This is a genomic window from Allorhizobium pseudoryzae (genome assembly GCF_011046245.1).
GTDB lineage: Bacteria > Pseudomonadota > Alphaproteobacteria > Rhizobiales > Rhizobiaceae > Neorhizobium > Neorhizobium pseudoryzae.
On sequence record NZ_CP049241.1, the window covers coordinates 1690001 to 1715456 of the forward strand.

The 25456-nt window shown below is 61.8% G+C and carries 19 protein-coding genes, 1 tRNA gene, 2 rRNA genes and 1 pseudogene (1 of these 23 only partly in view); 11 read left to right on the plus strand and 12 right to left on the minus strand.

All coding sequences use genetic code 11. The features are described 5' to 3' along the window. From G6N78_RS08190 to G6N78_RS08200, 3 genes are all read left to right on the plus strand, one after another. Positions 1-1336 (plus strand): 23S ribosomal RNA (locus G6N78_RS08190); it begins 1550 nt to the left of the window's first position. 227 nt (positions 1337-1563) lie between these two features. Next, positions 1564-1678, plus strand: a 5S ribosomal RNA gene (gene rrf, locus G6N78_RS08195). 226 nt (positions 1679-1904) lie between these two features. Continuing rightward, a tRNA-Met gene (locus G6N78_RS08200) sits at positions 1905-1981 on the plus strand. Positions 1982-2103: 122 nt separating this feature from the next. On the opposite strand, the gene aptA is transcribed toward G6N78_RS08200, so the two are convergent. After that, entirely contained in the window at positions 2104-3438 is a 1335-nt protein-coding gene (gene aptA, locus G6N78_RS08205) for an omega-aminotransferase AptA (protein WP_165217302.1), read from the minus strand. A 152-nt stretch (positions 3439-3590) separates the two neighbouring features. On the opposite strand from aptA, the gene G6N78_RS08210 reads away from it, so the two are divergent. Next, complete coding sequence (locus G6N78_RS08210; protein WP_165221505.1) at positions 3591-4139, plus strand: cupin domain-containing protein; 549 nt, start codon at positions 3591-3593, stop codon at positions 4137-4139. A gap of 31 nt (positions 4140-4170) precedes the next feature. Here the strand turns inward: G6N78_RS08210 and iolG are convergent, their stop codons facing one another. Continuing rightward, positions 4171-5160: an inositol 2-dehydrogenase gene (iolG, locus tag G6N78_RS08215; RefSeq protein WP_165217304.1), complete on the minus strand. Its 990-nt coding sequence runs from the start codon at positions 5158-5160 to the stop codon at positions 4171-4173. A 149-nt stretch (positions 5161-5309) separates the two neighbouring features. Between iolG and G6N78_RS08220 the strand changes: the two genes are divergently transcribed. From G6N78_RS08220 to G6N78_RS08250, 7 genes are all read left to right on the plus strand, one after another. Further along, entirely contained in the window at positions 5310-6128 is an 819-nt protein-coding gene (locus tag G6N78_RS08220; RefSeq protein WP_165217306.1) for a MurR/RpiR family transcriptional regulator, read from the plus strand. Between the two features lie 120 nt (positions 6129-6248). Beyond that, on the plus strand, positions 6249-8186 hold the full coding sequence (locus G6N78_RS08225; protein ID WP_165217308.1) for a bifunctional 5-dehydro-2-deoxygluconokinase/5-dehydro-2-deoxyphosphogluconate aldolase: 1938 nt from the start codon (positions 6249-6251) through the stop codon (positions 8184-8186). Next, positions 8183-10003: a 3D-(3,5/4)-trihydroxycyclohexane-1,2-dione acylhydrolase (decyclizing) gene (gene iolD / locus G6N78_RS08230; RefSeq protein ID WP_165217310.1), complete on the plus strand. Its 1821-nt coding sequence runs from the start codon at positions 8183-8185 to the stop codon at positions 10001-10003. Before G6N78_RS08225 ends, iolD begins: the two co-directional genes overlap by 4 nt. A gap of 1 nt (position 10004) precedes the next feature. After that, positions 10005-10898: a myo-inosose-2 dehydratase gene (gene iolE, locus G6N78_RS08235; RefSeq protein WP_165217312.1), complete on the plus strand. Its 894-nt coding sequence runs from the start codon at positions 10005-10007 to the stop codon at positions 10896-10898. A gap of 22 nt (positions 10899-10920) precedes the next feature. Beyond that, complete coding sequence (locus tag G6N78_RS08240; protein WP_165217314.1) at positions 10921-11175, plus strand: hypothetical protein; 255 nt, start codon at positions 10921-10923, stop codon at positions 11173-11175. Further along, complete coding sequence (gene iolB / locus G6N78_RS08245; RefSeq protein WP_165217316.1) at positions 11172-11981, plus strand: 5-deoxy-glucuronate isomerase; 810 nt, start codon at positions 11172-11174, stop codon at positions 11979-11981. The genes G6N78_RS08240 and iolB overlap by 4 nt, the downstream gene beginning before the upstream one ends. An 85-nt stretch (positions 11982-12066) precedes the next feature. Beyond that, complete coding sequence (locus G6N78_RS08250) at positions 12067-13191, plus strand: Gfo/Idh/MocA family protein (protein WP_165217318.1); 1125 nt, start codon at positions 12067-12069, stop codon at positions 13189-13191. Positions 13192-13223: 32 nt separating this feature from the next. On the opposite strand, the gene G6N78_RS08255 is transcribed toward G6N78_RS08250, so the two are convergent. From G6N78_RS08255 to G6N78_RS08295, 10 genes and pseudogenes are all read right to left on the minus strand, one after another. After that, positions 13224-13625: a four-helix bundle copper-binding protein gene (locus G6N78_RS08255; protein WP_165217320.1), complete on the minus strand. Its 402-nt coding sequence runs from the start codon at positions 13623-13625 to the stop codon at positions 13224-13226. A 63-nt stretch (positions 13626-13688) separates the two neighbouring features. Continuing rightward, positions 13689-14891 (minus strand): osmoprotectant NAGGN system M42 family peptidase, encoded by a 1203-nt coding sequence (locus G6N78_RS08260; RefSeq protein WP_165217322.1) that lies wholly within the window; start codon positions 14889-14891, stop codon positions 13689-13691. A gap of 3 nt (positions 14892-14894) precedes the next feature. After that, on the minus strand, positions 14895-16694 hold the full coding sequence (gene ngg / locus G6N78_RS08265; protein ID WP_165217324.1) for an N-acetylglutaminylglutamine synthetase: 1800 nt from the start codon (positions 16692-16694) through the stop codon (positions 14895-14897). A gap of 5 nt (positions 16695-16699) precedes the next feature. Then, positions 16700-18475 (minus strand): N-acetylglutaminylglutamine amidotransferase, encoded by a 1776-nt coding sequence (locus G6N78_RS08270; protein ID WP_165217326.1) that lies wholly within the window; start codon positions 18473-18475, stop codon positions 16700-16702. Positions 18476-18630: 155 nt separating this feature from the next. Beyond that, complete coding sequence (locus G6N78_RS08275; RefSeq protein ID WP_165217328.1) at positions 18631-19695, minus strand: hypothetical protein; 1065 nt, start codon at positions 19693-19695, stop codon at positions 18631-18633. Next, positions 19692-20876 carry a glycosyltransferase family 2 protein gene (locus G6N78_RS25705; protein WP_206531623.1) on the minus strand — a complete coding sequence of 395 codons (1185 nt, stop codon included), beginning with the start codon at positions 20874-20876 and terminating at the stop codon, positions 19692-19694. The genes G6N78_RS08275 and G6N78_RS25705 overlap by 4 nt, the downstream gene beginning before the upstream one ends. Before the next feature lie 322 nt (positions 20877-21198). Next, a pseudogene (locus tag G6N78_RS26025) lies at positions 21199-21585 on the minus strand (GspE/PulE/PilB domain-containing protein); the annotation flags it as partial. Positions 21586-21727: 142 nt separating this feature from the next. Then, complete coding sequence (locus G6N78_RS08285) at positions 21728-22369, minus strand: TetR/AcrR family transcriptional regulator (protein ID WP_165217337.1); 642 nt, start codon at positions 22367-22369, stop codon at positions 21728-21730. 373 nt (positions 22370-22742) lie between these two features. Beyond that, positions 22743-24125, minus strand: a complete 1383-nt coding sequence (locus G6N78_RS08290) for a M20 family metallopeptidase (protein WP_165217339.1) — start codon at positions 24123-24125, stop codon at positions 22743-22745. Positions 24126-24379: 254 nt separating this feature from the next. After that, positions 24380-25225: a fumarylacetoacetate hydrolase family protein gene (locus G6N78_RS08295; protein ID WP_165217341.1), complete on the minus strand. Its 846-nt coding sequence runs from the start codon at positions 25223-25225 to the stop codon at positions 24380-24382. Between the last annotated feature and the right edge of the window lie 231 nt (positions 25226-25456).

Here is a 25456-nt window from a genome sequence, read left to right on the forward strand (position 1 = left end):
GTAACTTGTTCGTTCTTATTGGATTGAACGGGCGAGGAAATGGTTCCAGGAAATAGCACCACCATTATAGACCGTACCCGAAACCGACACAGGTGGTCAGGTAGAGTATACCAAGGCGCTTGAGAGAACTCTGCTGAAGGAACTCGGCAAATTGCACGCGTAACTTCGGAAGAAGCGTGACCCCACTTGAGGCAACTTTTGTGGGGTGGCACAGACCAGGGGGTAGCGACTGTTTATCAAAAACACAGGGCTCTGCGAAGTCTGTAAGACGACGTATAGGGTCTGACGCCTGCCCGGTGCTGGAAGGTTAAGAGGAGAGGTGCAAGCTTTGAATCGAAGCCCCAGTAAACGGCGGCCGTAACTATAACGGTCCTAAGGTAGCGAAATTCCTTGTCGGGTAAGTTCCGACCTGCACGAATGGCGTAACGACTTCCCCGCTGTCTCCAGCAGAGACTCAGTGAAATTGAATTCCCCGTGAAGATGCGGGGTTCCTGCGGTCAGACGGAAAGACCCCGTGCACCTTTACTATAGCTTTACACTGGCATTCGTGTCGGCATGTGTAGGATAGGTGGTAGGCTTTGAAGCAGGGACGCCAGTCTCTGTGGAGCCATCCTTGAAATACCACCCTTATCGTCATGGATGTCTAACCGCGACCCGTTATCCGGGCCCGGGACAGTGTATGGTGGGTAGTTTGACTGGGGCGGTCGCCTCCGAAAGAGTAACGGAGGCGCGCGATGGTGGGCTCAGAGCGGTCGGAAATCGCTCGTCGAGTGCAATGGCATAAGCCCGCCTGACTGCGAGACTGACAAGTCGAGCAGAGACGAAAGTCGGTCATAGTGATCCGGTGGTCCCGCGTGGAAGGGCCATCGCTCAACGGATAAAAGGTACGCCGGGGATAACAGGCTGATGACCCCCAAGAGTCCATATCGACGGGGTTGTTTGGCACCTCGATGTCGGCTCATCGCATCCTGGGGCTGGAGCAGGTCCCAAGGGTTTGGCTGTTCGCCAATTAAAGCGGTACGTGAGCTGGGTTCAGAACGTCGTGAGACAGTTCGGTCCCTATCTGCCGTGGGTGTAGGAATATTGACAGGATCTGTCCCTAGTACGAGAGGACCGGGATGGACATATCTCTGGTGGACCTGTTGTCGTGCCAACGGCATAGCAGGGTAGCTATATATGGAAGGGATAACCGCTGAAGGCATCTAAGCGGGAAACCCACCTGAAAACGAGTATTCCCTATCAGGGCCGTGGAAGACGACCACGTTGATAGGAGGCGTGTGGACGTGCAGCAATGCATGAAGCTTAGCCTTACTAATAGCCCGATCGACTTCATCGTTCCCATTGACAATGCTCATCACAAAATGAGCGAATAGCGAATAGGATGTGGCGAATAGACATCGCAACATCCTGACGCTCTTCAAGCCAAAGACGTGTTCAAATCCAGCGATAAAAGAAAAGCAAACGCGAAAAACTATTCGCTATTCGCTAATCCCTATTCGCTCAAAATCCAGCTTCTCAAACAATCCGGCGCCAAACCGCGCCGGATACATTGCCCTTAGCTGACCTGGTGGTCATGGCGGGGCGGCTGCACCCGTTCCCATTCCGAACACGGCCGTGAAACGCCCCTGCGCCAATGGTACTTCGTCTCAAGACGCGGGAGAGTAGGTCGCTGCCAGGTCTGCTAAAGGCAATACAAAATCTTCTCACAAACAATCAAACCGACCCAACACAACATCACAATGGGTCGCAACGCGCCGCACAAAACGACACCCAAAATTAACGCGGGGTGGAGCAGACCCGTTCTCCCGCAGCGCACCAAAATGCGCGAGGAAGAACAAACAAAAAAATGCCGGGCAGCCCAGCCCGCTACGCCAGGCAAAACGCCAAGGCAAGCTCATACATAACGCGGGGTGGAGCAGCCCGGTAGCTCGTCAGGCTCATAACCTGAAGGCCGCAGGTTCAAATCCTGCCCCCGCAACCAAACATCCAATAAAGCCCCGCGATCCAAAAATCGCGGGGCTTTTTGCGTTGCCCGAACACCGCAAACCAGTCCGCCGTCGATGATCAGAGCCGGGGAGACCATGCCCGCCCCGGCCCGCTTCCTCACACCGCAAGCTTCAGCGAGTCCCCGATCATCGAAACGATGGTTTCGATCTGGTGCTGCTCGATGATCAGAGGCGGGGAGAGGGCGATCACGTCCCCGGTCACCCGGATGAGCAGGCCCTTCTTGAAGCAATCGACGAAGACGTCGTAGGCGCGCGTGCCGGGCGCGCCGTCGCGGGGTTTGAGCTCGATGGCGCCGACAAGGCCGAGATTGCGGACGTCGATGACGTTGGGATGGTCCTTCAAGCTGTGCAACGCGCTCTGCCAGGTTTCCTCAAGTTCTGCACCTCGCGTGAGGAGGCCTTCCTCTTCGTAGATTTCGAGCGTCGCGATGCCGGCGGCGCTGGCGACCGGGTGGCCGGAATAGGTGTAGCCGTGGAAGAGTTCGATCGCGTTGTCCGGACCGTGCATCAGGCCATCATGGACCTTGCGGCTCGCAAAGACCGCGCCCATCGGGATTGCGCCATTGGTCAGGCCCTTGGCGGTGGTGACGAGATCCGGCACCACACCGAAATAATCGGTGGCAAAGGGCGTGCCGAGGCGGCCGAAGCCGGTGATGACTTCGTCGAAGATCAGCAGGATGCCGTATTTTTCCGAGATGGCGCGCAGGCGCTCGAGATAGCCCTTCGGCGGTACGATGACGCCGGCCGAACCGGAAAGCGGCTCGACGATCACGGCGGCAATCGTCTCATGGCCATGCAACTGCACCAGCCGTTCCAGGTCTTCGGCGAGATCGAGACCGTGCGGCGGCAGGCCTTTGGAAAAGGCGTTGCGCTCGATGTCCAGCGTGTGGCGCATGTGGTCGGCCGGGATCTGCGGGAAAACACGGCGGTTGTTGACGAGACCGCCCACCGAAATGCCGCCGAAACCGACGCCGTGGTAACCCTTCTCACGGCCGATGATGCGGGTGCGGGTGCCCTGGCCGATGGCGCGCTGATAGGCGATCGCGATCTTCAGCGCCGTATCTACGGATTCCGAACCCGAACCGGTAAAGAAGACGCGGTCAAGACCCGCCTCCGGGCCACCCGGCGCCATCTTGGCAAGCCTGGCGGCGAAATCGAAGGCGATCGGATGGCCCATCTGGAAGGTCGGGGCAAAATCCAGCGTGCGCAGCTGACGTTCGACCGCTTCGGCAATACGCTTGCGGCCATGACCGGCGTTGACGCACCAGAGACCCGCTGTCCCATCCAGCACCTTCTTGCCGTCGATATCGGTGTAATACATGCCCTCGGCTTCGGCGAGCAGGCGCGGCGACGCCTTGAACTGGCGGTTGGCCGTAAACGGCATCCAGAAATTGTCGAGCGGCGGCATGTTGCTGTTGGAAGAGTGGTCCATGATCGGAGGGTCCCCTTGAGTTTGATGCAACAGGTGTCAGTTATTTTTAGACGGGCAACAAGTCCTTTTCTGTTGGCGGGTAACGCCTTGAAATATCTGTTATGAGAAGGCACTGTTTGCGGAATTTCGAACAGGTGCAACAGGGCAAGACGATGAGTGTCGATATCGGCAATCGGTTGCGGCATGTGCGGCTTGCCAACAAGCTCTCCCAGCGGGAACTCGCCAAACGGGCGGGCGTGACGAATTCCACCATTTCGCTGATCGAATCCAACGCCTCGAACCCTTCGGTGGGCGCCTTGAAGCGCATTCTGGATGGTATTCCGATCGGCCTTGCGGAGTTCTTTGCCTTCGAGCCGGAGCGGTCGAAGAAGGCATTCTATGCGGCGGAGGAACTGGTGGAGATCGGCAAGGGCAAGATCTCCTTCCGGCAGGTGGGCGACAACCTGTTCGGCCGCAGCCTGCAGATCCTGAAGGAATGTTACCAGCCGGGGGCGGATACGGGAAAAGTGCCGCTAGTGCATGATGGCGAAGAGGGCGGCATCGTGCTGTCCGGTCGCCTGGAGGTGACCGTCGATGACGAGCGCCGGATCCTGGGACCCGGCGACGCCTATTATTTCGAAAGCCGCAGGCCTCACCGCTTTCGCTGCGTGGGCCCTGTGCCGTGCGAGGTGATCAGCGCCTGCACGCCGCCAACCTTTTGAACGCTTCGATACGCGGCTTGGCCGAGGCAGCTCAGAGGCCGACGGCAGCGCCGGTCTTTGCGGATTTCAGCGCCGCATCCGCGAGCTTGAGTGCGATCAGGCCATCTTCCGCGGAGGGGGATGCGGCGGCGCCCTTTTCCACCGTATCGATGAAGGCGGCGATTTCCGCGGCATAGGCTGCCGTGTAGCGGGTCATGAAGAAATCATGCAGCGGCGGGCGGGTGTAACCGTCCTTGTTGGCGACTTCGATCGAGACCGGACGCTGGTTTTCGGCGGCGACCGAGCCCAGCGAACCATGCACCTCGATGCGCTGGTCATAGCCATAGGTGGCGCGGCGGGAGTTGGAGATCACCGCCTGGCGACCGCTGGCCGTGGTGAGGATGAGGCTGGCCGAATCGTAATCGCCGGCTTCGCCGATCTTCGGATCGACCAGGACGGCACCGGTTGCGAAGACGGACGTGATGTCTTCGCCGAGCAGGAAACGCGCCATGTCGAGATCGTGGATGGTCATGTCGCGGAAGATGCCGCCGGAGACCTTGATATACTCAACCGGTGGTGCGCCGGGATCGCGGCTGGTGATCGTCACCATCTCCACCTTGCCGATGGTGCCCTTGTCGATTTCGGCACGAACCGCCTGGAAATGCGGATCAAAGCGGCGATTGAAGCCGAGCATGACCTTGGCGCCGGTTTCCTTCACCACATCGATGCAGGCTTGCGCGCGGGCGACATCGAGATCGATCGGCTTTTCGCAGAAGATCGCCTTGCCGGCCCGGGCGAATTTCTCGATCAGGTCTGCATGGGTGTTGGTCGGCGTGCAGATGATGACGGCATCGATGTCCTTGTCCGCCAGGACCGCCTCGATGGTGCTGACCTTGCAGCCGGCCTCGTCGGCAATCGCTTGTGCCGCGGCCTGCATGGCATCCACCACGGCCACCAGTTTTGCACGCGGGTCCGTTGCAATCGCCTTTGCATGCACCTTGCCGATACGTCCTGCACCGAGCAGGGCCAGTCGCGTCACCATGGGGATCTCCTCCAGAAGGTTTTGGGATGGTTTTCCACTGGTGAACCAGGTTCTCCTCTGCCGGTGGAAAATCAGCGTTTGGAATATATGTTCCATTTGGCTAGATTGTGATGCTATTCATGTCAAGCGCGGAAAAAGGAAGCGGCATCATGAGCGAGGCAGGTCCTCCATCCACGATCAAGGAGTTCGAGGACCGGTTGCTCGGCGTATCCGCCAGCCTGCCGAAGCGGTTGAAGCAGTGTGCCGAGTACGTGGCGGCCAACAATGACCGGATTGCCGTTTCAACGGTCGCCGAGATGGCGGAGGGTGCGGGCGTGCAGCCATCGGCCTTCATGCGGTTTTGCCAGATCATGGGCTTTTCCGGCTATTCGGACATGCAGCGACTGTTCCGCGACAGTTATGTCGGCGGCTGGCCGGACTATACGACGCGTCTCGATCATCTGCGCGAAAAAGGCGAGGGGAGCCCGTCGCTGCTCTTGGCGGAATTCATCGAAGCGGGCCGCGCCTCGCTCGAAAGCCTGCTGCAGACTGTGGATACCGATAGTCTCGACCAGGCGGTGGAGACGCTCGCAAAGGCCAATCTCATCCATATCATCGGCCTCCGGCGGTCCTTCCCTGTGGCGAGTTACATTGCCTATGCGCTGGAAAAGATGGAAGTGCCGGCCATGCTGCACAGCGTGACGGGTCGACTGGACAGTTTTAATGCAGTTCGTCCGGGGGATGCGCTGCTTGCCATCACCTTCTCGCCCAATTCGCCGGAGACGATGGAACTGGTGGAAACAGCCAGCCGCAACGGCATTCCGGTGGTGGCGCTGACGGACCGCGTCGTCAGCCCGCTCCGCAAGCTGAATGTTAACCTGCTGACGGTCTCCGAGGTGGATTTCGGCGCCTTCCGCTCGCTCTCTGCCACGCTCTGTCTGGCGATCGCACTGTCGGTGGCGATCGGCACCCGCCACGGCAACGGCTGAATGTTTGTGTTGAAACACCAAAAAATAGAATATATAGTTCATTTTATCGCGCCAGGGATCCGATAAGAACGAGAGCGCAAGGCCGCCGGCTCAGGGAGATGAGCGGGCGAGGGAGGACTGATGACATCGCTGGACCTGATCACGATCGGACGTTCGTCCGTGGACCTTTACGGCGCGCAGGTGGGTGGCCGGCTGGAGGACATGAACTCCTTCAACAAATATATCGGCGGCTCGCCGACCAATATTGCCGCGGGTGCGGCCCGGCTTGGCCTGAAGAGCGCGGTCATCACGCGTGTCGGTGACGAGCATATGGGTCGCTTCATCCGCGAGCAGCTGGTGCGCGAAGGTGTGGATGTGCGCGGCGTGGTGACGGACCCGGAACGCCTGACGGCGCTGGTTCTGCTTGGCATCCGCGACGAGAACCAGTTTCCGCTGATCTTCTACCGTGAAAACTGCGCCGACATGGCGCTCTGCGAAGACGACATCGATCCGGCTTTCATCGCCGACTCGCGCTGTGTGACCGTGACCGGCACGCACCTGTCGCATCCGCGCACGGAAGCGGCTGTCATGAAGGCGCTGCGGCTGGCGCGTGACAATGGTGCGAAGACGGCGCTCGATATCGATTATCGCCCGAACCTCTGGGGTGTGGCGGGCCATGGCGACGGCGAAAGCCGTTTTGTCGAATCTGCCAAGGTGACCGCCAAGCTGCAGAGCACGCTGCATCTGTTCGACCTGATCGTCGGCACGGAGGAGGAGTTCCACATTGCCGGCGGCTCGACCGATACGCTGGAGGCGCTGCGCGCCGTGCGCAAGGTCTCGAATGCGGCGCTGGTCTGCAAGCGCGGGCCGATGGGGGCCGCCGTTTTCGAAGGCGAAATCCCGGACAGTCTCGACAAGGGGCAGACCGGACCCGGTTTTCCGATCGAAGTGTTCAACGTGCTGGGCGCCGGCGATGGCTTCATGGCCGGCCTGCTGAAGGGCTGGCTGACCGGCGAGGACTGGCCGACGGCACTGAAATACGCGAATGCCTGCGGCGCCTTTGCCGTCTCGCGTCACGGCTGCACGCCAGCCTATCCCAGCTGGGAAGAGCTGCAATATTTCTTCAAAGCCGGCATCAAGAACAAGGCGCTGCGGAAGGATGCGGACCTCGAACAGGTCCACTGGTCGACGAATCGCAAGGGCGACTGGTCGACCATGCGGGTCTTCGCCTTCGATCACCGCCTGCAGCTGGAAGCCATGGCGGAAGAGGCGGGTGTGCCGACGGATCGGATCGGCGCCTTCAAGAAGCTCTGCTTGCGGGCGGCCACCGCCGTGGCCGGCGGGCAGAGCGGTTACGGCATTCTCTGCGATGGCCGCCTGGGCAAGGAAGCTTTGTACGCTGCAGCTGGTACCGGGTTGTGGATCGGCCGTCCCGCCGAATGGCCGGGTTCGCGCCCGCTAACGCTGGAGCCGGAGCTGGGGCTCGATTGCGGCGGGCTGGGCGAATGGGCCGCGGAACATGTGGCGAAGGTGCTCTGCTTCTACCATCCCGACGATACCGCCGAGATGAAGGAGCGCCAAGAGGAAACGGTGAAGCGCCTGTTCGAAGCGTCGCGCCGCAATCGTCTGGAATTCCTGTTGGAGGTCATTCCGTCCAAGGTCGGTCCCGTTGATGACGAAACGACGGCCGCGATCATCAATCGCTTCTACGAAATCGGCGTCTATCCCGACTGGTGGAAGCTGGAGCCGATGAAGACGAAGGCTGCCTGGGCGAATGCCTGTGCTGCCGTGGAGCAGCATGATGCCTATACGCGCGGCATTGTCGTGCTGGGTCTCGATGCCTCGCAGGCGGAGCTTGAGGAGAGCTTCGTGCTTGCCGCGGGTTTCGATCTGGTGAAGGGTTTTGCGGTCGGCCGTACCATCTTTGGCGATGCGGCGCGCCAGTGGCTGGCCGGCCAGATCGATGATGCGGCTGCCGTGGAGGATATGGTGGCGCGTTACAAAAGCCTGTGTGCGATCTGGGATGGCGCGCGGGCCAAGGCAGCAGCCGTCCAGGGAACAGGTGGAGGAATTCTATGACAACGATCCGTCTCACGGCGGCGCAGGCGTTGGCGCGCTATCTGGCCAACCAGATGAACGAGGACGGCGTGCCCTATATCGCCGGTGTCTGGGCGATCTTCGGCCATGGCAATGTCGCGGGTCTCGGCGAGGCGCTCTATGGCGTGCGCGACGAACTGCCGACCTATCGCGGCCAGAACGAACAGTCGATGGCGCATGCGGCGATTGCCTATGCCAAGCAGCTGGGCCGCCGTCGCGCCATGGCGGTGACATCCTCCATCGGTCCGGGAGCCTTGAACATGGTGACGGCGGCAGCGCTTGCGCATGTCAACCGCCTGCCGGTGCTCTTCTTTCCAGGCGATGTGTTCGCCAATCGCGGTCCCGATCCGGTGCTTCAGCAGATCGAGGATTTCGGTGATGGCACCGTGTCGGCCAATGACTGCTTCAAGCCGGTCAGCCGCTACTTCGATCGCATCGAGCGTCCCGAGCAGCTCTTGACGGCGCTGCCGCGTGCCATGCGCGTGCTGACGGACCCCGCTGATTGTGGTCCCGTGACACTCGCCTTCTGCCAGGATGTGCAAGCCGAGGCTTACGATTATCCGGAAAGCTTCTTCGCCAGGAAGACATGGCGTTTCCGCCGCCCGGAACCGGATGCCGTGGAACTTGAGGCTGCCGTGGCGGCCATCAAGGCCGCAAAGAATCCGGTGATCGTCGCCGGTGGCGGCGTGCATTTCTCCGGTGCGACGGCAGTGCTGAAGGCGTTCGTCGAGAAGCACAAGATCCCGGTCGTGGAAACGCAGGCCGGCAAGTCCGCGCTCGCCTGGGATCATGCCTATAACTTCGGTCCGGTCGGCGTCACCGGCTGCGACAGCGCCAATATCGTCTCGGAGAAGGCCGATCTGGTGATCGGTGTCGGCACGCGCTTCCAAGATTTCACCACCGGCTCCTGGGCGCTGTTCAAGAACCCGAACCGCAAGATCCTGGCGCTCAACGTGCAGGCCTATGACAGCGCCAAACACGATGCGATGCCGCTGGTGGCGGATGCGAAAGTCGGGCTTGAGAAGCTGTCCGACGCGCTGGGCGATCATGTTTTCCAAGAGCCGGATGCGAGCCTGAAGGCAAGCTGGTTTGCGAAAGCCGATGCGGTGACGGCGGCGCCGACGGATGCCAATACGCTGCCGACCGACATGCAGGTGATCGGCGCCGTGCAGCGTGCCTCGCGCGACAATACGGTCGTGATGTGCGCAGCCGGCACCATGCCGGGCGAGTTGCACCAGTTGTGGAAGGCCAAGCTGCCGCTTTCCTATCACATGGAATACGGCTTCTCCTGCATGGGCTACGAGATTGCCGGCGGTCTCGGCATCAAGATGGCGGAGCCGGAGCGCGATGTCATCGTCATGGTCGGCGACGGTTCCTACATGATGATGAATTCAGAGCTGGCAACGGCGGTCGGCATGGGTGTGAAGATCACCGTCGTCATCACCGACAACCGCGGTTACGGCTGCATCAACCGGTTGCAGATGGGCACCGGTGGTGCGGAGTTCAACAATCTCTACGCCCATTCAAATGTCAGCCCCATCGCGATCGACTTTGCCGCTCACGCGGCAGCCATGGGCGCGAAATCTCACAAGGTCTCCTCAATCTCCGAGCTTGAAACCGCACTTGCCGCGGCCCGCGAGGCGACAGAGACGACGGTGATCGTCATCGATACCGATCCCTATCCGACACCGGATGCCGGCGGCCACTGGTGGGACGTGGCCGTGCCTGAGGTCTCGAACCGCGAACAAGTCAACACGGCGCGCGCCGCCTACGAAGCTGCCCTGAAGGAAAGAAGCTAAGATGATCCTCTTCGGTACCAATCCGATTGCCTGGTCCAATGATGACGACCGTTCGCTGGGCGCGCATATCAGCCTGGAACAGTGCCTGGACGAAACCGCCAAGATCGGTTTCGACGGCATCGAGAAGGGCCACAAGCTGCCGACCGATCCGGCGGGCCTCAAATCCGTCCTCGAACCGCGCGGCCTGAAGTTCGTCTCCGGCTGGCACTCGCTGAACCTGCTCACCAACAGCATCGACGAGGAAAAGGCGGCCATGCAGCCCTTCCTCGACGTGCTGAAGGCCATGGGCTGCAAGGTCATCATCGTCTGCGAAACCTCGAACGCCATCCATGGCGCTGACGATACAGCGCTGGCCGACCGCCCGAAGCTGGCGGAAGCCGATTGGGCGAAATTCGGCGCAGGCGTCGAGGCGCTGGCTGAATTTTCGGCCTCTCAGGGCATTGCGCTGGTTTACCATCACCACATGGGAACGGTGGTCGAGAGCGAAGCGGAAATCGATCTTCTGATGCAGCACACCGGCCCGCATGCCAAGCTGCTGCTCGACACCGGTCATTGCTATTTCGGTGGCGGAAACCCGGAGGCGGTTGCAAAAAAATACATGCACCGCGTCGGCCATATCCACGCGAAGAACGTGCGCCCGGTGATTGCCGAGCAGGTGCGGACGGAAAAGCTCTCCTTCCTCGAAGGCGTGCGCCGCGGTGTCTTCACCGTTCCGGGCGATGCCGAAGGTGGGGTGAATTTTCCGCCAGTTCTAAAACTTGCCGCAGAGCACGGCTATCAGGGCTGGATCGTCATCGAGGCGGAACAGGATCCGGATGTCCGCAATCCTTACGAATATCAGAGCCTCGGCTTGAAATCGCTGAAGGGCTTCGCCAAGGATGCAGGCCTGATTTGAACCTCATCCGGAGGATATCCCGTTGAAGCTGCTGGACCCGCATCACCCTTTCTTCAAGCCGTTGTGGCGGCGCATCCTGACGGTGGTGCTGCCGGCAGCCTGGGGCGGGGTGGAACTCTACAACGGCTCCACGGGATGGGCTCTGCTGTTTCTCGCCGCCGCAGCCTATGCGGCCTACGAACTGCTGATCATGTATGACCGGACAATAGCCCAGGCGGCGGCGGACGAAGCCGCCCGCAAGGCCAGGCTTGAGGCCGACAAGGGAGATGAGGAATGAGCGATCTGCTGCGCAAGCCGAAAGGCAAGACCGGCAAGGTGCATGACATCACGCCGGCGAGTGCCAACTGGGGTTATGTCGGCTTCGGCCTCTACCACCTGAAGGCTGGCGAGACCGCCGCGGAGCCTACGGGCGAGACGGAAGTGATCCTCGTTCTCGTCGAAGGCAAGGCGACGGTTGCAGCACAGGGCAAGGCGTTCGGCGAGCTGGGAGACCGGATGAGCGTCTTTGAAAAGACGCCGCCGCATTGCGTTTACGTGCCGGCCGGCAGCGACTGGACGGCGACCGCGACGACCGACTGCACGCTCGCCATCTGCACGGCCCCGGCCAAGCCCGGGCGCGAGGCGCAGGTGATCGGCCCTGCCGGCATCACGCTGACCGAACGCGGCAAGGGTGCCAACACCCGCCACATCTTCCCGATCGCCATGGAAGATCGCGACGTGGCGGATAGCCTGCTCGTCACCGAAGTCTTCACGCCGTCGGGCAACTGGTCGTCCTATCCGCCGCACCGGCATGACGAGGATAATTTTCCGGAGATGACCTATCTGGAAGAGACCTATTACCATCGCCTCAACCCGTCGCAGGGTTTCGGTTTCCAGCGCGTCTTCACCGAAGACGGTTCGCTGGACGAGACGATGGCCGTCTCCGATGGTGACGTGGTTCTGGTGCCGAAGGGCCATCATCCGTGCGGCGCGCCTTACGGATATGACATGTATTACCTCAACGTCATGGCCGGTCCGATGCGCAAGTGGCGCTTCCAGAACCATCCGGACCACGACTGGATTTTTAAGCGCGACAACCCCTGACCTTGGTGTCCGGGCGGTGTCTTGAGGAGGTCCTGCCCGGACCAGTTAGTCAGCGGTCGCAACCAACTGCTTCTGGGAGGAAGGCATGCGGGAACTCGGCGTGGGCCTGATTGGCACCGGCTATATGGGCAAGTGCCATGCACTGGCCTGGAACAATGTTGCAAGCGTTTTCGGTGACGTGCCGCGCCCGCGGCTCGTCACGCTGGCGGAGGTGAATGCGGATCTGGCGGCGCGCCGCGCTGCCGAGCTTGGTTTTGCGTCCTCCACCGGAGAGTGGCGGGATCTGCTCGCCAACCCGGATATCGACGTCATCTCCATCACCACCCCGAACGCCTTTCATCCGGAGATGGCGATTGCGGCGCTTCAGGCGGGCAAACACGTGTGGTGCGAAAAGCCGATGGCGCCGACGCTCGCCGATGCGATTGCCATGCGCGATGCCGCAAGAGCGAGCGGCAAAGCGGCGGTGATGGGCTACAACTACATCCAGAACCCGATGATCCGCCATATCCGTCGGCTGATCGACGAAGGGGCAATCGGCAGCGTCAACCATGTCCGCGTCGAGATGGACGAGGATTTCATGGCCGACCCGTCCGCCTTCTTTTACTGGAAGAGCGAAGCCGCCTCCAGTTACGGCGCTCTGGATGATTTTGCTGTGCATCCGCTCTCCCTCCTGTTCTGCCTTTTCGGCCATGTCGAGAGCGTCGTGACAGACATGGTCAAACCCTATGCGGAACGCCCCCTCAAGGAGGGTGGCATGCGGGCGGTCGAGAACCACGATGTGGCAAGCATTCTGCTGAGGCTTGGGAGCGGACTGTCGGCGGTGCTGATGGCAAATCGCTCCGCCTGGGGTCGCAAGGGCCGCATCGCGCTACAGATCTTTGGCTCGGCCGGCTCCATCCTGTTCGATCAGGAGCGGATGAACGAGTTCCAGCTCTATCAGGCGACGGGGCGTCCGGAAGATCAGGGCTTCCGCACCATTCTGGCGGCACCGCATCATGCGCCGTATGGCCGGTTCATCCCGGCGCCCGGGCATGGGCTCGGCTTCAACGACCTGAAGATCATCGAATGCCGGGAACTGATGGAGGTGATCGACGGTCGCCCGGGCCATGTCATCGGTTTCGAGGACGGCCTGCGCATCGAACGCGCAGTCCACGCCATGGCCCAGTCGTTCCGCGACCGTCGCTGGGTGGAGGTCGATGGGAACGGCTGAAGGGCGCCACGCAGGCGCCCAACAGATCCAGGTCAGTGAACGGCCGGCAGCGCTTCGCGGCAGGCCTTTTCGCACCGTTCGCAGGCATCGGCGCAGACGCGGCAATGTTCATGCATCTCGGCATGGGAGCGGCATTCCTCCCCGCACACACGGCAGGCTTCGGCGCAGGCCTGGATGACGGCGCGCATGACTTCGGTGTTGGAGCCGGTGCGGCGCGAGGCGATGGCGCCGGTCGCGGCACAGAGATCGGCGCAATCGAGGTTCCGGCGAATGCATTGGATCAGCATGCCGGTATTCTCTTCGCCCAGGCAGGCGTCCGCACAGCTGGTGCAGGTCTGCGCACAGGCATAACATTCCTCGATGCAGCGCAGCAGCGCATCCTCGGTCTCGCCCCGGACATGCGGATGGGTGGAAATCATTTCTCGGACGTGCATCGCATCTCTCCTCATCTGTTTGGGATCAATGCGTCTAACCGCCGGTTCCCTCCGGAGTTCCGTTCAGACCACGCTCGGCGACTGCTTTCCGCGAATGGGGCGCTGCTGTTCGGGTGTCCGGCTTTTGATCAGCGGTTCCGCCAGACCTTGCTCGGCCTCTTCCGTAGGCTGGGTCGTGAAACCCTTGACGCTCGACAACTCGTTGACATCACGCCCGATCAGCACGGGGCTGACCGCAAAGGCGGAAACGAGCTGCGCCACGGAGACGAGTGCATGTTTGTGGATGCGCTCATAGCCATGCGAGGCATCGACGCCGAAGGTGACGAGCGCGGTGCGGATATCGTGGCCCGCTTCGAGGGCAGACGCGGAATCCGACCGGTAATAGCGGAAGACGTCCTTCTGGTAGGGGATGCGTTTTTCCTCGCAGAGTTCCACCAGCTTGCGCGTCAGGTGATAGTCAAACGGGCCTGTCTGGTCGGCCATCGCAACGGTAACGCCGAATTCCGACGAGTTCTGCCCCGGCGCTGTCGTGCCGTTATCGACGGTCAGCATGGATGCGATCTCGGCTGAAACGACGGAGGAGGCGCCGACGCCCACCTCTTCGGCGATGGTGAACAGCCAGTGGGTATCGACCGGTGTCCTGGCGCCGGTCCGCTCCAGCGCTTCGATCGCGGCCAGCATGATGGCAACGCCCGCCTTGTCGTCCAGGTGGCGGGAGTTGATGAAGCCATTGTCGAGAAACTCGGTTCCAGTGTCGATCGCCACCGTATCGCCGACATCGATGCCAAGCGCCTTCGTTTCCGCGGTGGATCGAGTGATGGCGTCGATGCGCAGTTCCACATAGGGCCAACCGACGGGCAGCGTATCCACCTCGTCGTTGAAGGTGTGGCCCGACGCCTTCAGCGGCAGGATCGTACCGCGAAACGTGCCGTGGTAGCTGTAGATCGTGACGCGTGCCCCCTCGGCAAAGCGGGCGGACCAGTGGCCGATCGGAACAAGTTCCAGCCGGCCATTCTCCTTGATCGCCTTCACCTGTGCGCCGAGGGTATCGACATGCGCGACGATGGCACGCGCGCCCTTGCGCCGGCTGCCCTGGCGCACCGCCCGGATGGCACCGCGGCGCGTGAGTTCGGGCTTAAGCCCCAGCCGCTCGAGCTCGTTGGAGCAGTGGATCACCACTTGGTCCGTATAGCCGGTCGGACTGTTGATCGACAGCAGGGCCTTCAGCTGGTCCAGCAGGTAATCTTCATCAATGTCGATCGTCATGGCTTACATTTTCCCCAGCGCATTGCGGGCCGCACGGTGGCCGGAGAGGGGAAACAACAGGTCGAGAAACCGCTCTGCCGTCGGCTGGGGTTCGTGGTTGGCAAGGCCTGGGCGTTCATTGGCTTCGATGAAGACATAATCGGGATCGGTCGGGCTTTTCACCATGAAGTCGATGCCGACGACCGGAATGTCGATCGCCCGGGCGGCCTTGATGGCGGCCTCCACCAGGCGCGGATGGACGATGGCCGTGACGTCGTGGATCGAGCCGCCCGTGTGAAGGTTCGCCGCCTTGCGCACCACAACGTCCCGGCCTTCCTCCAGAACATCGTCCAGCGTCAGGTCCGAGAGCGACAGGCAGCGTTCGGTTTCGGAATCGATCGGGATCGTGCTTTCGCCTCCGGTTGCGGCAGCGCGGCGGCGGGACAAGGTCTCGATCAACTGCCGCACCGTGCTGCGGCCATCGCCGATGACATGCGGCGGGCGGCGGATGGCTGCTGCCACCAGCTTGAAATCGATCACGACGAGCCGCAGATCCTCGCCCTCGAAGCAGGCTTCGATCAAAACCCGGTCGCAGACCTCGCGGGCTGCTTTGATGGCAGCCCGGACTTCGTCCAGCGTGGCGAGGCCCACCGCCACCGCGCGGCCCTGTTCCCCACGCGCCGGCTTGACGACGACACGTCCGTGCCTGTCGAGAAAGGTTTGCAGCGCCGCCTCGTCATCATCTGCCGTCATCTGTTCCGGAACGATCAGGCGCGCGCGCTCGACCACGCGGCGGGTCACCGCCTTGTCGTCGCAGATCGACATGGCGACACCGGAGGTGAGTTCCGACAGGCTCTCGCGGCAGTGGACGGAGCGTCCACCATTCGACAGGCGAAAGAAACCGCCTTCCGCGTCGGTGATCTCGACATGCACGCCGCGCCGCCGCGCCTCATCGACGATCAGCCGCGCATAGGGGTTTAGCGCGTCGTAGGCCTCCAGCGGGCTTGCAAAGAGACGTTCGTTGATCGAGTTCTTCCGCTTGACGGAAAAGGCCGGGATGCGGCGGAAGCCGAGCTTTTCATAAAGCGCGATCGCCTGCTCGTTGTCGTGCAGCACGGAGAGATCCATGAAGGCCGCGCCGCGCGCCTTGAAGTGTTCGCCGAGACGCCGCACCAGCGTTTCGCCGATGCCGGCATGGCGCGCCTGCGGATCGACCGCCAGGCACCAGAGCGAGGTTCCCTGTTCGGGATCGGAAAAGGCGCGCATATGGTCGATGCCGGTGACGGTGCCGATCACCTCGCCCGTCGCCTCATCTTCGGCCACCAGATAGGTGATGGCGCGACTATCGCGGTTCGACCAGAAGAAATCCGGCCGCACCTGAACCATGCCGCGCGCCGCATAGATGCGGTTGACAGCCCGCGCATCCGCTTCCGATGTCAGCCGGCGCACGGAAAAGCCGCGCGGCTGGCGGCGGCCGGACCGATAGGTGGAAAGATCGAGCCGGAAGGTGTGGGAGGGATCAAGGAAGATCTCCTGCGGCGCTTCTGCCAGAAGCACATGCGGATCAGCCACGTAGACGGCGATATCCCGGTGATCGGGCGCCTCTTCACGCAGCGCCGAGACCAGTTCCCCGGCATCATCGAATGTCTGCGCGAAGATCAGCCGGCCCCAGCCGCAATCCACGCAGGCAGACGTTGCCGGCCCATCCCCCTCGGATGAACCGGTGCGCTGCAGGGATTCGAAACGCTTGCGTTTGAGCCGATGCGCCACCGCCTTTTCGCTGCGGAAACGCTGCAGGCGTTCGCTCGTCTTGTTGTTTGCCATACCCCTTATACCCCCTGGGTTTGCAGCCACATTTCGAGCAGTCCGACCTGCCAGAGTTCCGATCCCTGGAGCGGCGTGATGTGGCCGGTCGGATCGGTGAACAGCTGCTGCAGGTAATCATCGCGGAAGATGCCGCGCTCGCGCGCAGCCTGCGAGGTGAGCGCATCCCGCACCATGTCGAGATAGGGGCCATCGACATATTTCAACTGCGGAACCGGGAAATAACCCTTCTTGCGGTCGATCACCTCATGCGGCACCACAAGGCGGGCGGCGTCCTTCAGCACGCCCTTGCCGCCGTCGTTCAGCTTGAATTCCGGCGGGATCTTCGCTGCCAGTTCGACCAGTTCGTGGTCGAGGAAGGGCACGCGCGCCTCCAACCCCCAGGCCATGGTCATATTGTCGACGCGCTTCACCGGGTCGTCCACCAGCATCACCTGGCTGTCGAGGCGCAGAGCAGCATCCACGGGCGTTTCGGCACCCGGCTGCGTCAGATGCGCGGCAACCAGTTCGCGGCTTACATCGTGGTCGGCGATCCAGTCGGGATTGAGCTGGGTTTTCAGCACCTCATGCGACCGGTCGAAGAAGACCTTTGCGTAATCGCCCACCACGTCCGTGGAGTTCTGCAGCGGCGGGTACCAGTGGTAACCGGCAAACACCTCGTCGGCGCCCTGTCCGGACTGCACCACGCGGATGTGCTTGGAGACTTCCTTGGCCAGCAGATAAAAGCCGACATTGTCATAGGAGACCATCGGCTCCGACATGGCGCCGATGACGCCCGGAAGTGCCTCCATCAGTTGCGACGAGGGCACAAAGATCTTGTGATGATCGGTGCCGAAGGTTTTGGCGATCAGGTCGGAATAGACGAATTCGTCGCCCTTCTCGCCATTGGCTTCCTCGAAGCCGACGGAGAAGGTCATCAGGTCCTTCTGGCCTTCCTCCGCAAGCAGGCCGGTGATGATGCTGGAGTCGACCCCGCCGGAGAGCAGCACACCGACAGGCACGTCGGCCACCATGCGGCGCCGCACCCCGGTGCGCAGGGAGTCGAGGACCCGGTCCCGCCATTCCTCGCGCGACAGGCCGGACAGATCCGGATCGCGCTGGTGCGGCGGGTTCCAGTAGACCTTGTCCGTCTCCCGGCCATCCGCCTCGATGACACGGATGGTCGCCGGCGGCAGCTTCTTGACGCCGTTCAGGATGGTGCGCGGCGGCGGCACGACGGCGTGGAAACTCATGTAGTGGTGGAGCGCGTTGCGGTCGATCGACGTGTCGATCTCGCCGCCCTTGACCAGCGCCGGCAGGGACGAGGCGAAGCGCACGGCGCGACCAACCTTGGCGAGGTAGAGCGGTTTGATGCCGAAACGGTCGCGCGCCATCACCACGCGATTGGTGTCGCGCTCGTGGATAACGAAGGCGAACATGCCGTGGAAGCGCTCGACACAGGCCGTGCCCCAGGCATGCCACGCCTTCAGGATGACTTCCGTGTCGCCGTGCGAGAAGAAGCGGTAACCCTTGCCTTCCAGTTCGGCACGCAGTTCCGGATAGTTATAGATGCAGCCGTTGAACGCGATGGTGAGGCCCAGTTCGCCATCCACCATCGGCTGGCGCGCCTTCTGCGACAGATCGATGATCGAGAGGCGCCGGTGCGAGAGCGCGGTCGATCCATGGATCACCATGCCGGAGCCGTCAGGCCCGCGAGGCGCGATCGCCTCCATCATCCTTGCCTGTACCATGGGGGATGGCTGAGCGCCGTCGAACCGTATTTCTCCGCAGATTCCACACACTGTGCTGCTTTGAACCTCTCTCTTCTTCTTCGAAATGCCCCGGATTTTCAGGACGCGAATGGCCAGATCCCGCCGAAGAGACAAAACCCAGCCGTGGGCCTAACGAAAAAATTCCAGAAAGGTTGCAGATTTTTTTCAGGTGTTTGCCATCCCCGTCACGAGAGCGGCAGGGTCGGGCGCAGGAGGGGTGCGGGGCAGCCCCCTATTCTGGGGCAGGCCTGCGAAAGATGCCCGGACGATTGTCCCATCTGCCGTTCACGCCAGCTGGATCCGCTCCACAGGAGATCTGATTGCCAGGCTGTCAGAGCACTTGCTGCCATGGCAACGCAGAGCGCGATACGCATCGGCGCGGACCATTGGCGCCCACTGCTCCACAGGAACACAAGGAGGGGTGCGAGCAGGCTTGCAGTCCAGGTCGAAAGATTGATTTCGAAGGCTCCGCAGACTCCCGCCGTCAGGAGGGGGAACATCACGACAACCGCCGCCCCTTTCCGGTTGCCCGGTTCACGCAGGGCAAAAAGCATGAAGACGAGAAGCGGAAGGGATGTCACCGCCAGCGCCCAGAGGGCAGACGTGTCAAATGCGGCGCGCCGAGCAAATGGTGTGCTCATCGCCTGCAGCAAGCCCGCAGTCGATCCACCGGGCTCGACCAGTTGCAGCGCCGAAGCGGCACATAGGACAATCAAAGCCGGCACAAGCGCCACCAGCAGCAGGGCGATCGCGACGTGGATCTCCGCCCGCGCTCGCGGTTCCGTCAGGGGCGAGAGGAAGGCGAGTGGCAGAAGGATCGGCCATCCGCCTTCGACAAGCGCGAGCGGGGCGAGGAACAGGCCAAGATGGATCCGCGTCTCGGCATCCGGTTTCTCCAGAATGTCCAGGACGGCAATCGCGGCAAGAACCAGGGCGGCGATTGCTCCCAGCGCCCGAGGCTCGCTTGAGATGGCGTAGAGCATCAGCGGATGGGACATGGTGAGAAGCAGAAGGAGACCAGCGCCCGCCACACCCCAGTTCGATTGCTGCAGACGACGCAGCGAGGCCACCAGGCACAGCACCGGAACCACCAGCAGCGGGACGATCCATGGATCGTGCGGCGTTGCCCTGAGCGTGGTTGTGGCCATCACGGCAAAAAGGCCGCCGCTGACGAGAACCAGCACGAGATCGCGCATGAGGCCTTTCACAGGTCCGCCTGGCTGGCGCGGTGACGTAGACGTGTTCATCATGCGGCCGCTCTTGCCAGAAGCTGGGCACTGATCTCGCTTTTGCCGTGCTCGGTCTTTTCCCAGTGATGGGGATTGTTGATCAATTGCCAGAGTGCCTTGTAGGCGGCAATCGAATGCAGCACCCAGTAGAGCGGCATCAGAAACCCGGATGGCATGAGGTCGTAGAAGCCGCGCTTCAGGCAGGCAATGGTGCCAAAATAGAGAAGCAGCAGATTGCCGATGATGAGATTGAACAGGGCCAGGGCACCGAAGGGCTGCGGCAGTGTCCAGTCGGTCACGCCGAACGCCGAAGCCGCAAAGAGAAGCGTCATCAGCCACAGGATCGGGTTGATCAGCACGGTGAATGGCGGCAATCCGATGAAGGCCTGGAAGCTCAGAAAGCCGGCGGTGCCGAGCGATCTCCACAACTGGACGGGATTTCGCATATGCACCAGCCAGGTCTGCATGTAGCCCTTGATCCAGCGCGATCGCTGCTTGACCCAGCTTCGGATGTCGCTCGTCGCCTCCTCGAACGTGGTCGAGGGGATGACGCCGACGCTATAGCCGCTTTGCGCAAGCCGGACCCCCAGATCGGCATCCTCGGTGACGTTGAAGGGGTCCCAGGCACCGGCCTGGCGCAGCACGTCGATGCGGAAATGGTTCGACGTTCCCCCGAGCGGGATCGGAACGCTCATCCTGGAGAGCGCGGGAAGGAAGAAATCGAACCACTGGGAATATTCCAGCGTGAACATACGCGTCAGCCAGTTTTCCGAGCGGTTGAAGTAGTTCAGGCGGGCCTGGACGCAGGCGAGATCTGCCTGTCCCAGCCGGAATGCCGCCACTGCAAGCCGCAACTGGTCCGGTTCCGGCTGGTCTTCGGCATCGTAGATGGTCACGAATTCCCCGCGGCAGAAGGGAAGGGCGTAATTGCAGGCTTTTGGTTTCGTGCGGGGCTGTGACGCGGGCACCCGGACGATCTCGAAGGTTGCCGGCAGGCGCATGGCCTTTGCCGCCTCGATGGTGTCGACGTCGTCCTCCTCGAGCACCAGCTTGATGTCGAGTTTGGAGGCCGGATAATCGAGCCGCTCCAAGGCCCGCACCAGGAGCGGCAGCACGCGCGCCTCCCGATACATCGGCACCAGCACGGAATAGATAGGCAGGGTTTCTGCCGGCAGCTCTTCCGCAAATGCGCGGATATCCATCGCCATTATCCACGGCGCTGTTGGCGCCCAGCAGTGTCAGGATGAACTTGAAGACAAAGGAGGCGGTGTAGAGCACGGTCACCACCACACCCGCAACCATCAGGGTTGCGTGGGGGCTGACAATCAGCGCCGCGGTGGTCAGCAGGAAGAGCACCGCAAGAACCAGGGCCTGGGCTCTGGTGAATGTGGTTCGGGCAGACAGAAGCGGTCGGGTGTTGCAGAGGTCTTCGCGCGCGGTGCGGTCATCGCTGTCCCGGAACTGGCGCTGCGTTTCCCAAAGGATATCGAAAGACGAGGTGAGGAGGAAGGCAAAGCCCCTCTTGCCGAAACGTTCGATCGCCCAGTGCCGCTGTGCCTCGCCGAGTTCGGTGGTGGCGATGAGGGTGACGCCATCCTGCCTGCGCCAGGGCAGCAGGGAGAGACGGGTGTAATCGTTTCGGTCTCCGGCCTTGAGCAGCGCCGGGTCGCAAGGCTCCTGGGTCAGATCGATGAAGGGCAGATCGTTGGCTTCGGCAAGCGCCTGGTAATAGCTGCGGGCGCTCACCAGCCGTTCCGAGATCAGCAGGCGCTCCATCCTGTAGCCGCCGCCGGTCCATTTGCCGAGGATCTTTGCCATGTCGTCGGGGTTGAGACTGCCGCGTTCCATCAGGAGGCAGCATGCGCGCATCGTCATGGCGCGTTCAGCCGCGCTTTCTTCTCGAACGTTCATCGGTCCGGTTCCGAACTGGTGGTCACGTGGACAACTTGTCAGGAAATACTTGCCCGGCCGGAAAGATTTTCAGTCAGATTTTGTTCTGAGTTTAACGATGGCCGCATTCTAAGGGCCTCTTTCCCGCATTGGCACACGGGCTTCAGGCGGGGCGTGTGCCGCGAACGAAAAGATTGATCGCGTGGCGCATGTGATGGCGACGCTCTTCCAGGTTTTCCCAACCCCTCGGGCCACCGGCACCGAACATGAGATCAAGAAGCATCCGCGCGCCGGCCATCGGATCATCAAGATGCATTTTTCCGCGCGCGATTTCCTGTTTCAACCACGCGGCCAGTTGCCGCCGTGCCGTTTCCGGCCCTTCGCGGTGTAGGATATCGGCGAGTTCCGGCACTTGAGGCGACTCGAGCATCACGATCCGGATGAAGGCGTCGCGCTCGCGTTCCGTTTCCGGATCGATGTCGATCATGAAGATCTTGCTGATCACCGCCTCAAGGGGCTCGTCCTCCTCCGGAGGGCGCGGCAAATCAAGCATCATCTGACGATGGGCGACAACGACGGCCAGAAAAAGATCGTTCTTACTTGGAAAAAGGCGGTAGAGCGTTTGTTTGGAGATGCGACAGCGGCTTGCGACGATGTCCGTCGTCGTGCGCACAAGGCCCAGTTCGGCAAATGTTCGCCGTGCCGTTTCAATGATCGAGCACAGTCGTTCTTCGTCACTGTGTGTTTTCGGACGTCCTCGACCTCGTTTCATTGTCTGGCTAGGCGGCTGTTCCGGCTGAATCATGCAGTCCACGCGCTTTTACATTCATAACGGGATACCACTATAGAATGTTACTTGGTGATGCATGCAACAAGAAAAGAAAATCATCCTGTCATAAACAGGATGATTTTCCCGCCCCGGCGAAGGCAGGCCGATCGGTTATCAGCGGAATGTGTGATGAACTCACGGACAGCAACCTCAATTCTTGCCGAACCGATCGCATTCGCTCAGGCCATTCGTGACGCAATGTCACGAGTCACATGGTAACAGCCACAATCCGGCTGTGCATCGAGAATATGTGTACGACGACGTACAATTCGGGCTCGCGGCTGTCCCGGAAGCAGACCACAGGGTCTGCAGGTGGTGCGTGGTTGCCGGCATATTGCCGCTATTGTCGTCAGCGCATCGTCTTCAGCCTGCGGGCATTCGCAGCGATGTCGAGAAAAAGCGCCGTCATGATGCGCATGCCTTCTTCGGCGATCGACAGCAGGGCGTGTTCGTTCGGGCCATGCTGTCCGCATTCGGCGTGTGAATGCGGGATCCAGACGGTGGGCAGCCCCAGAATATCGGTGAAGGCGTCATTCGGCAGCGAACCTGCAAGGTTCGGCAGCACATGCGGTGCCTTGCCGGAACTTGCCGCGATCGATTGTTCGACGAATGTCACCCAGGGGTGATCCGGGGAGAAGCGCGTTGCCTTGAAGGCTTCGCCGCGGCCGGGCCTGACGTCCACCATGGGAAAGCCGCGGGCGTCGAGATGCCGCCTGAGCGCCGGCAGGATTTCCTCCATATCGGTGCCGACGACAAAGCGGAGCTGGCAGGTGGCCTTGGCGGAACCGGAGATGGCGTTCTGCGGGGCTTCGATATTACCGGCGGAAATGGCAAGCACGGCCATGGAGTTCCAGCCGAACACCCGCTCGGAAGGGGTCAGATCCGCTTCGCCCCAATCGGCATCGTGCCGGCGTGGCGGCAGGTCCTTCAGCGCCGCCCGGATGTCCGGCGTCAGGCTGGTCGGCCGCCATTCGGGGATCTGGATCTGCCCGCGATGATCAACGATTGCGGCAATCGCGTGGGACAGGATGATCACCGGATCGGCCAGCAAGCCACCAAAATTGCCGGAATGATGATCGCCCTCGCGCAGGTTCACGATGAGATCGAAGGACAGGCCGCCGCGCGAGCCCATGAATATGGTCGGTGTATCGGCAGCAAGACGGGGACCGTCGGAGGCAATCAGCACGTCCGCAGAAAGCGCATCACGCTTCGCCTCGAAGAATTCACGCAGGCCGAAGGAGCCGGTTTCCTCCGCCATTTCCAGGATGATCTTGGCGTTGAAGCCCAGCCTGCCGGTGGCGTTGATCAGAAGCTCCAGCGCCTTGATGTTGATGAGGTGCTGGATCTTGTTGTCGGCCGTGCCGCGACCATACAGCCGGTCGCCCTCCTGCTTCAGCAGGAAGGGGTCGAGGCCCTCGCGCCACCGATGCGCCTCGCCGTTGCACACGTCGCCATGGCCATAGATCAGCACGGTCGGCAGGTCGTCCGCCTCGTGCCGGGTCGCCAGAAGAAGAGGTGCACCGCCCTTGCGGGGATTGTCGGAGATTTCCGTCTGAAAGCCCATGCCGGCGAGACGTGGCTGCATGTCATCGGTGAGATAAGCCGCCAGATCTTCCGGCTTTCCTTCCGACTGGCTGATCGACCGATGAGCGACGAGGCGTGCGAGATCTGCCGCAAGCTCTCCCTCTTGGGCATAGTCCGACGCCCGTTTGATGATCGCGTCCCTTTGCATGTCCATATTCCCTTCAAGCCGTTTCGAGCGGAGGCAGGCGTTGCCATGCCCGTGCCCCTGAGCGATGGCTGGCATGGTCGACAAGACAGCACGCAGACCGGTCGAAGCGTGGCTCGCGGTGCAACCGGGCTGCGGGCGAAACCCTTGCCAGACGCTGCGCTCGACCGGCGTTCCGGACTGGTGCGTCGGTGCGCGTTCCGTCAAACCCGGGAAACAGGGCTCCCGGGTTTGTGGGCGATCACTCCGGTTCTTCCTCAGGCGTCGGCCTTGAAGGTCTGCTTCTGGCTGCCGAGGCCTTCGATGCCGAGTTCCACCACGTCGCCGGGTTTCAGATAGCGCGGTGGCTTCAGCCCCATGCCGACGCCGGGCGGCGTGCCGGTCGAGATCACGTCGCCCGGATGCAGCGACATGAACTGCGAGAGGTAGGAGACGAGGAAGGCAACGCCGTAGACCATGGTGGAGGTCGTGCCGTCCTGCATCGTTTCGCCATTCACCTTCAACCACATGGAAAGGTTCTGCGGATCGGTGATCTCGTCCTTGGTCACGAGCCACGGGCCGATCGGGCCAAACGTGTCGCAGGACTTGCCCTTGGTCCACTGGCCGGAGCGCTCGGTCTGGAAGGCGCGCTCGGAGACGTCGTGGGAAACGCAGTAACCGGCAACATAGTCCAGTGCTTCTGCCTCGCTGACGTATTTCGCGGTCTTTCCGATGACGATGCCGAGTTCCACTTCCCAGTCGGTCTTCTCCGAGCCGCGCGGAATGAGCACGTCGTCGTTCGGACCGCAGATGGCCGAGGTAGCCTTCATGAAGACCACCGGCTCGGGTGGAACCGCCATGCCGGATTCGGCGGCGTGGTCAGAATAGTTGAGCCCGATGCAGATGAACTTGCCGGTGCCGGCCACGCAGGCGCCGAGGCGTTCGGAGGCGGAGACTTCGGGCAGCGTTGCCGGATCGAGGGAGGCGAGCTTGGCCAGTGCCGCCGGATCAAGGGCAGCGCCCGAGACGTCGGCGAGATGACCGGAGAGGTCGCGGATCGAGCCGTCGGCGGAGAGAAGGCCGGGCTTTTCCGAGCCCACCGGGCCGTAACGAAGAAGTTTCATGTGTCGGTTTCCTTCCCGAAAGTGTGTCGCACGGCCTCACTCCAATCCCGCGCGGCTTCAAGCGCTTTGTCATCTCCCGTTCGCTCATCCGGCGCAAGGCCGGTTTTGCCTGTCGCGGTCCTCCCGGCTTTTGACAGAGGGAGAGAGACGGCGATTCGCCCCGCATCATGACGGCGAGGAGCGTCGGGGAACCGCCCCTCTTTCCCGCCGTTGTGCCTACTATCGAGCAAG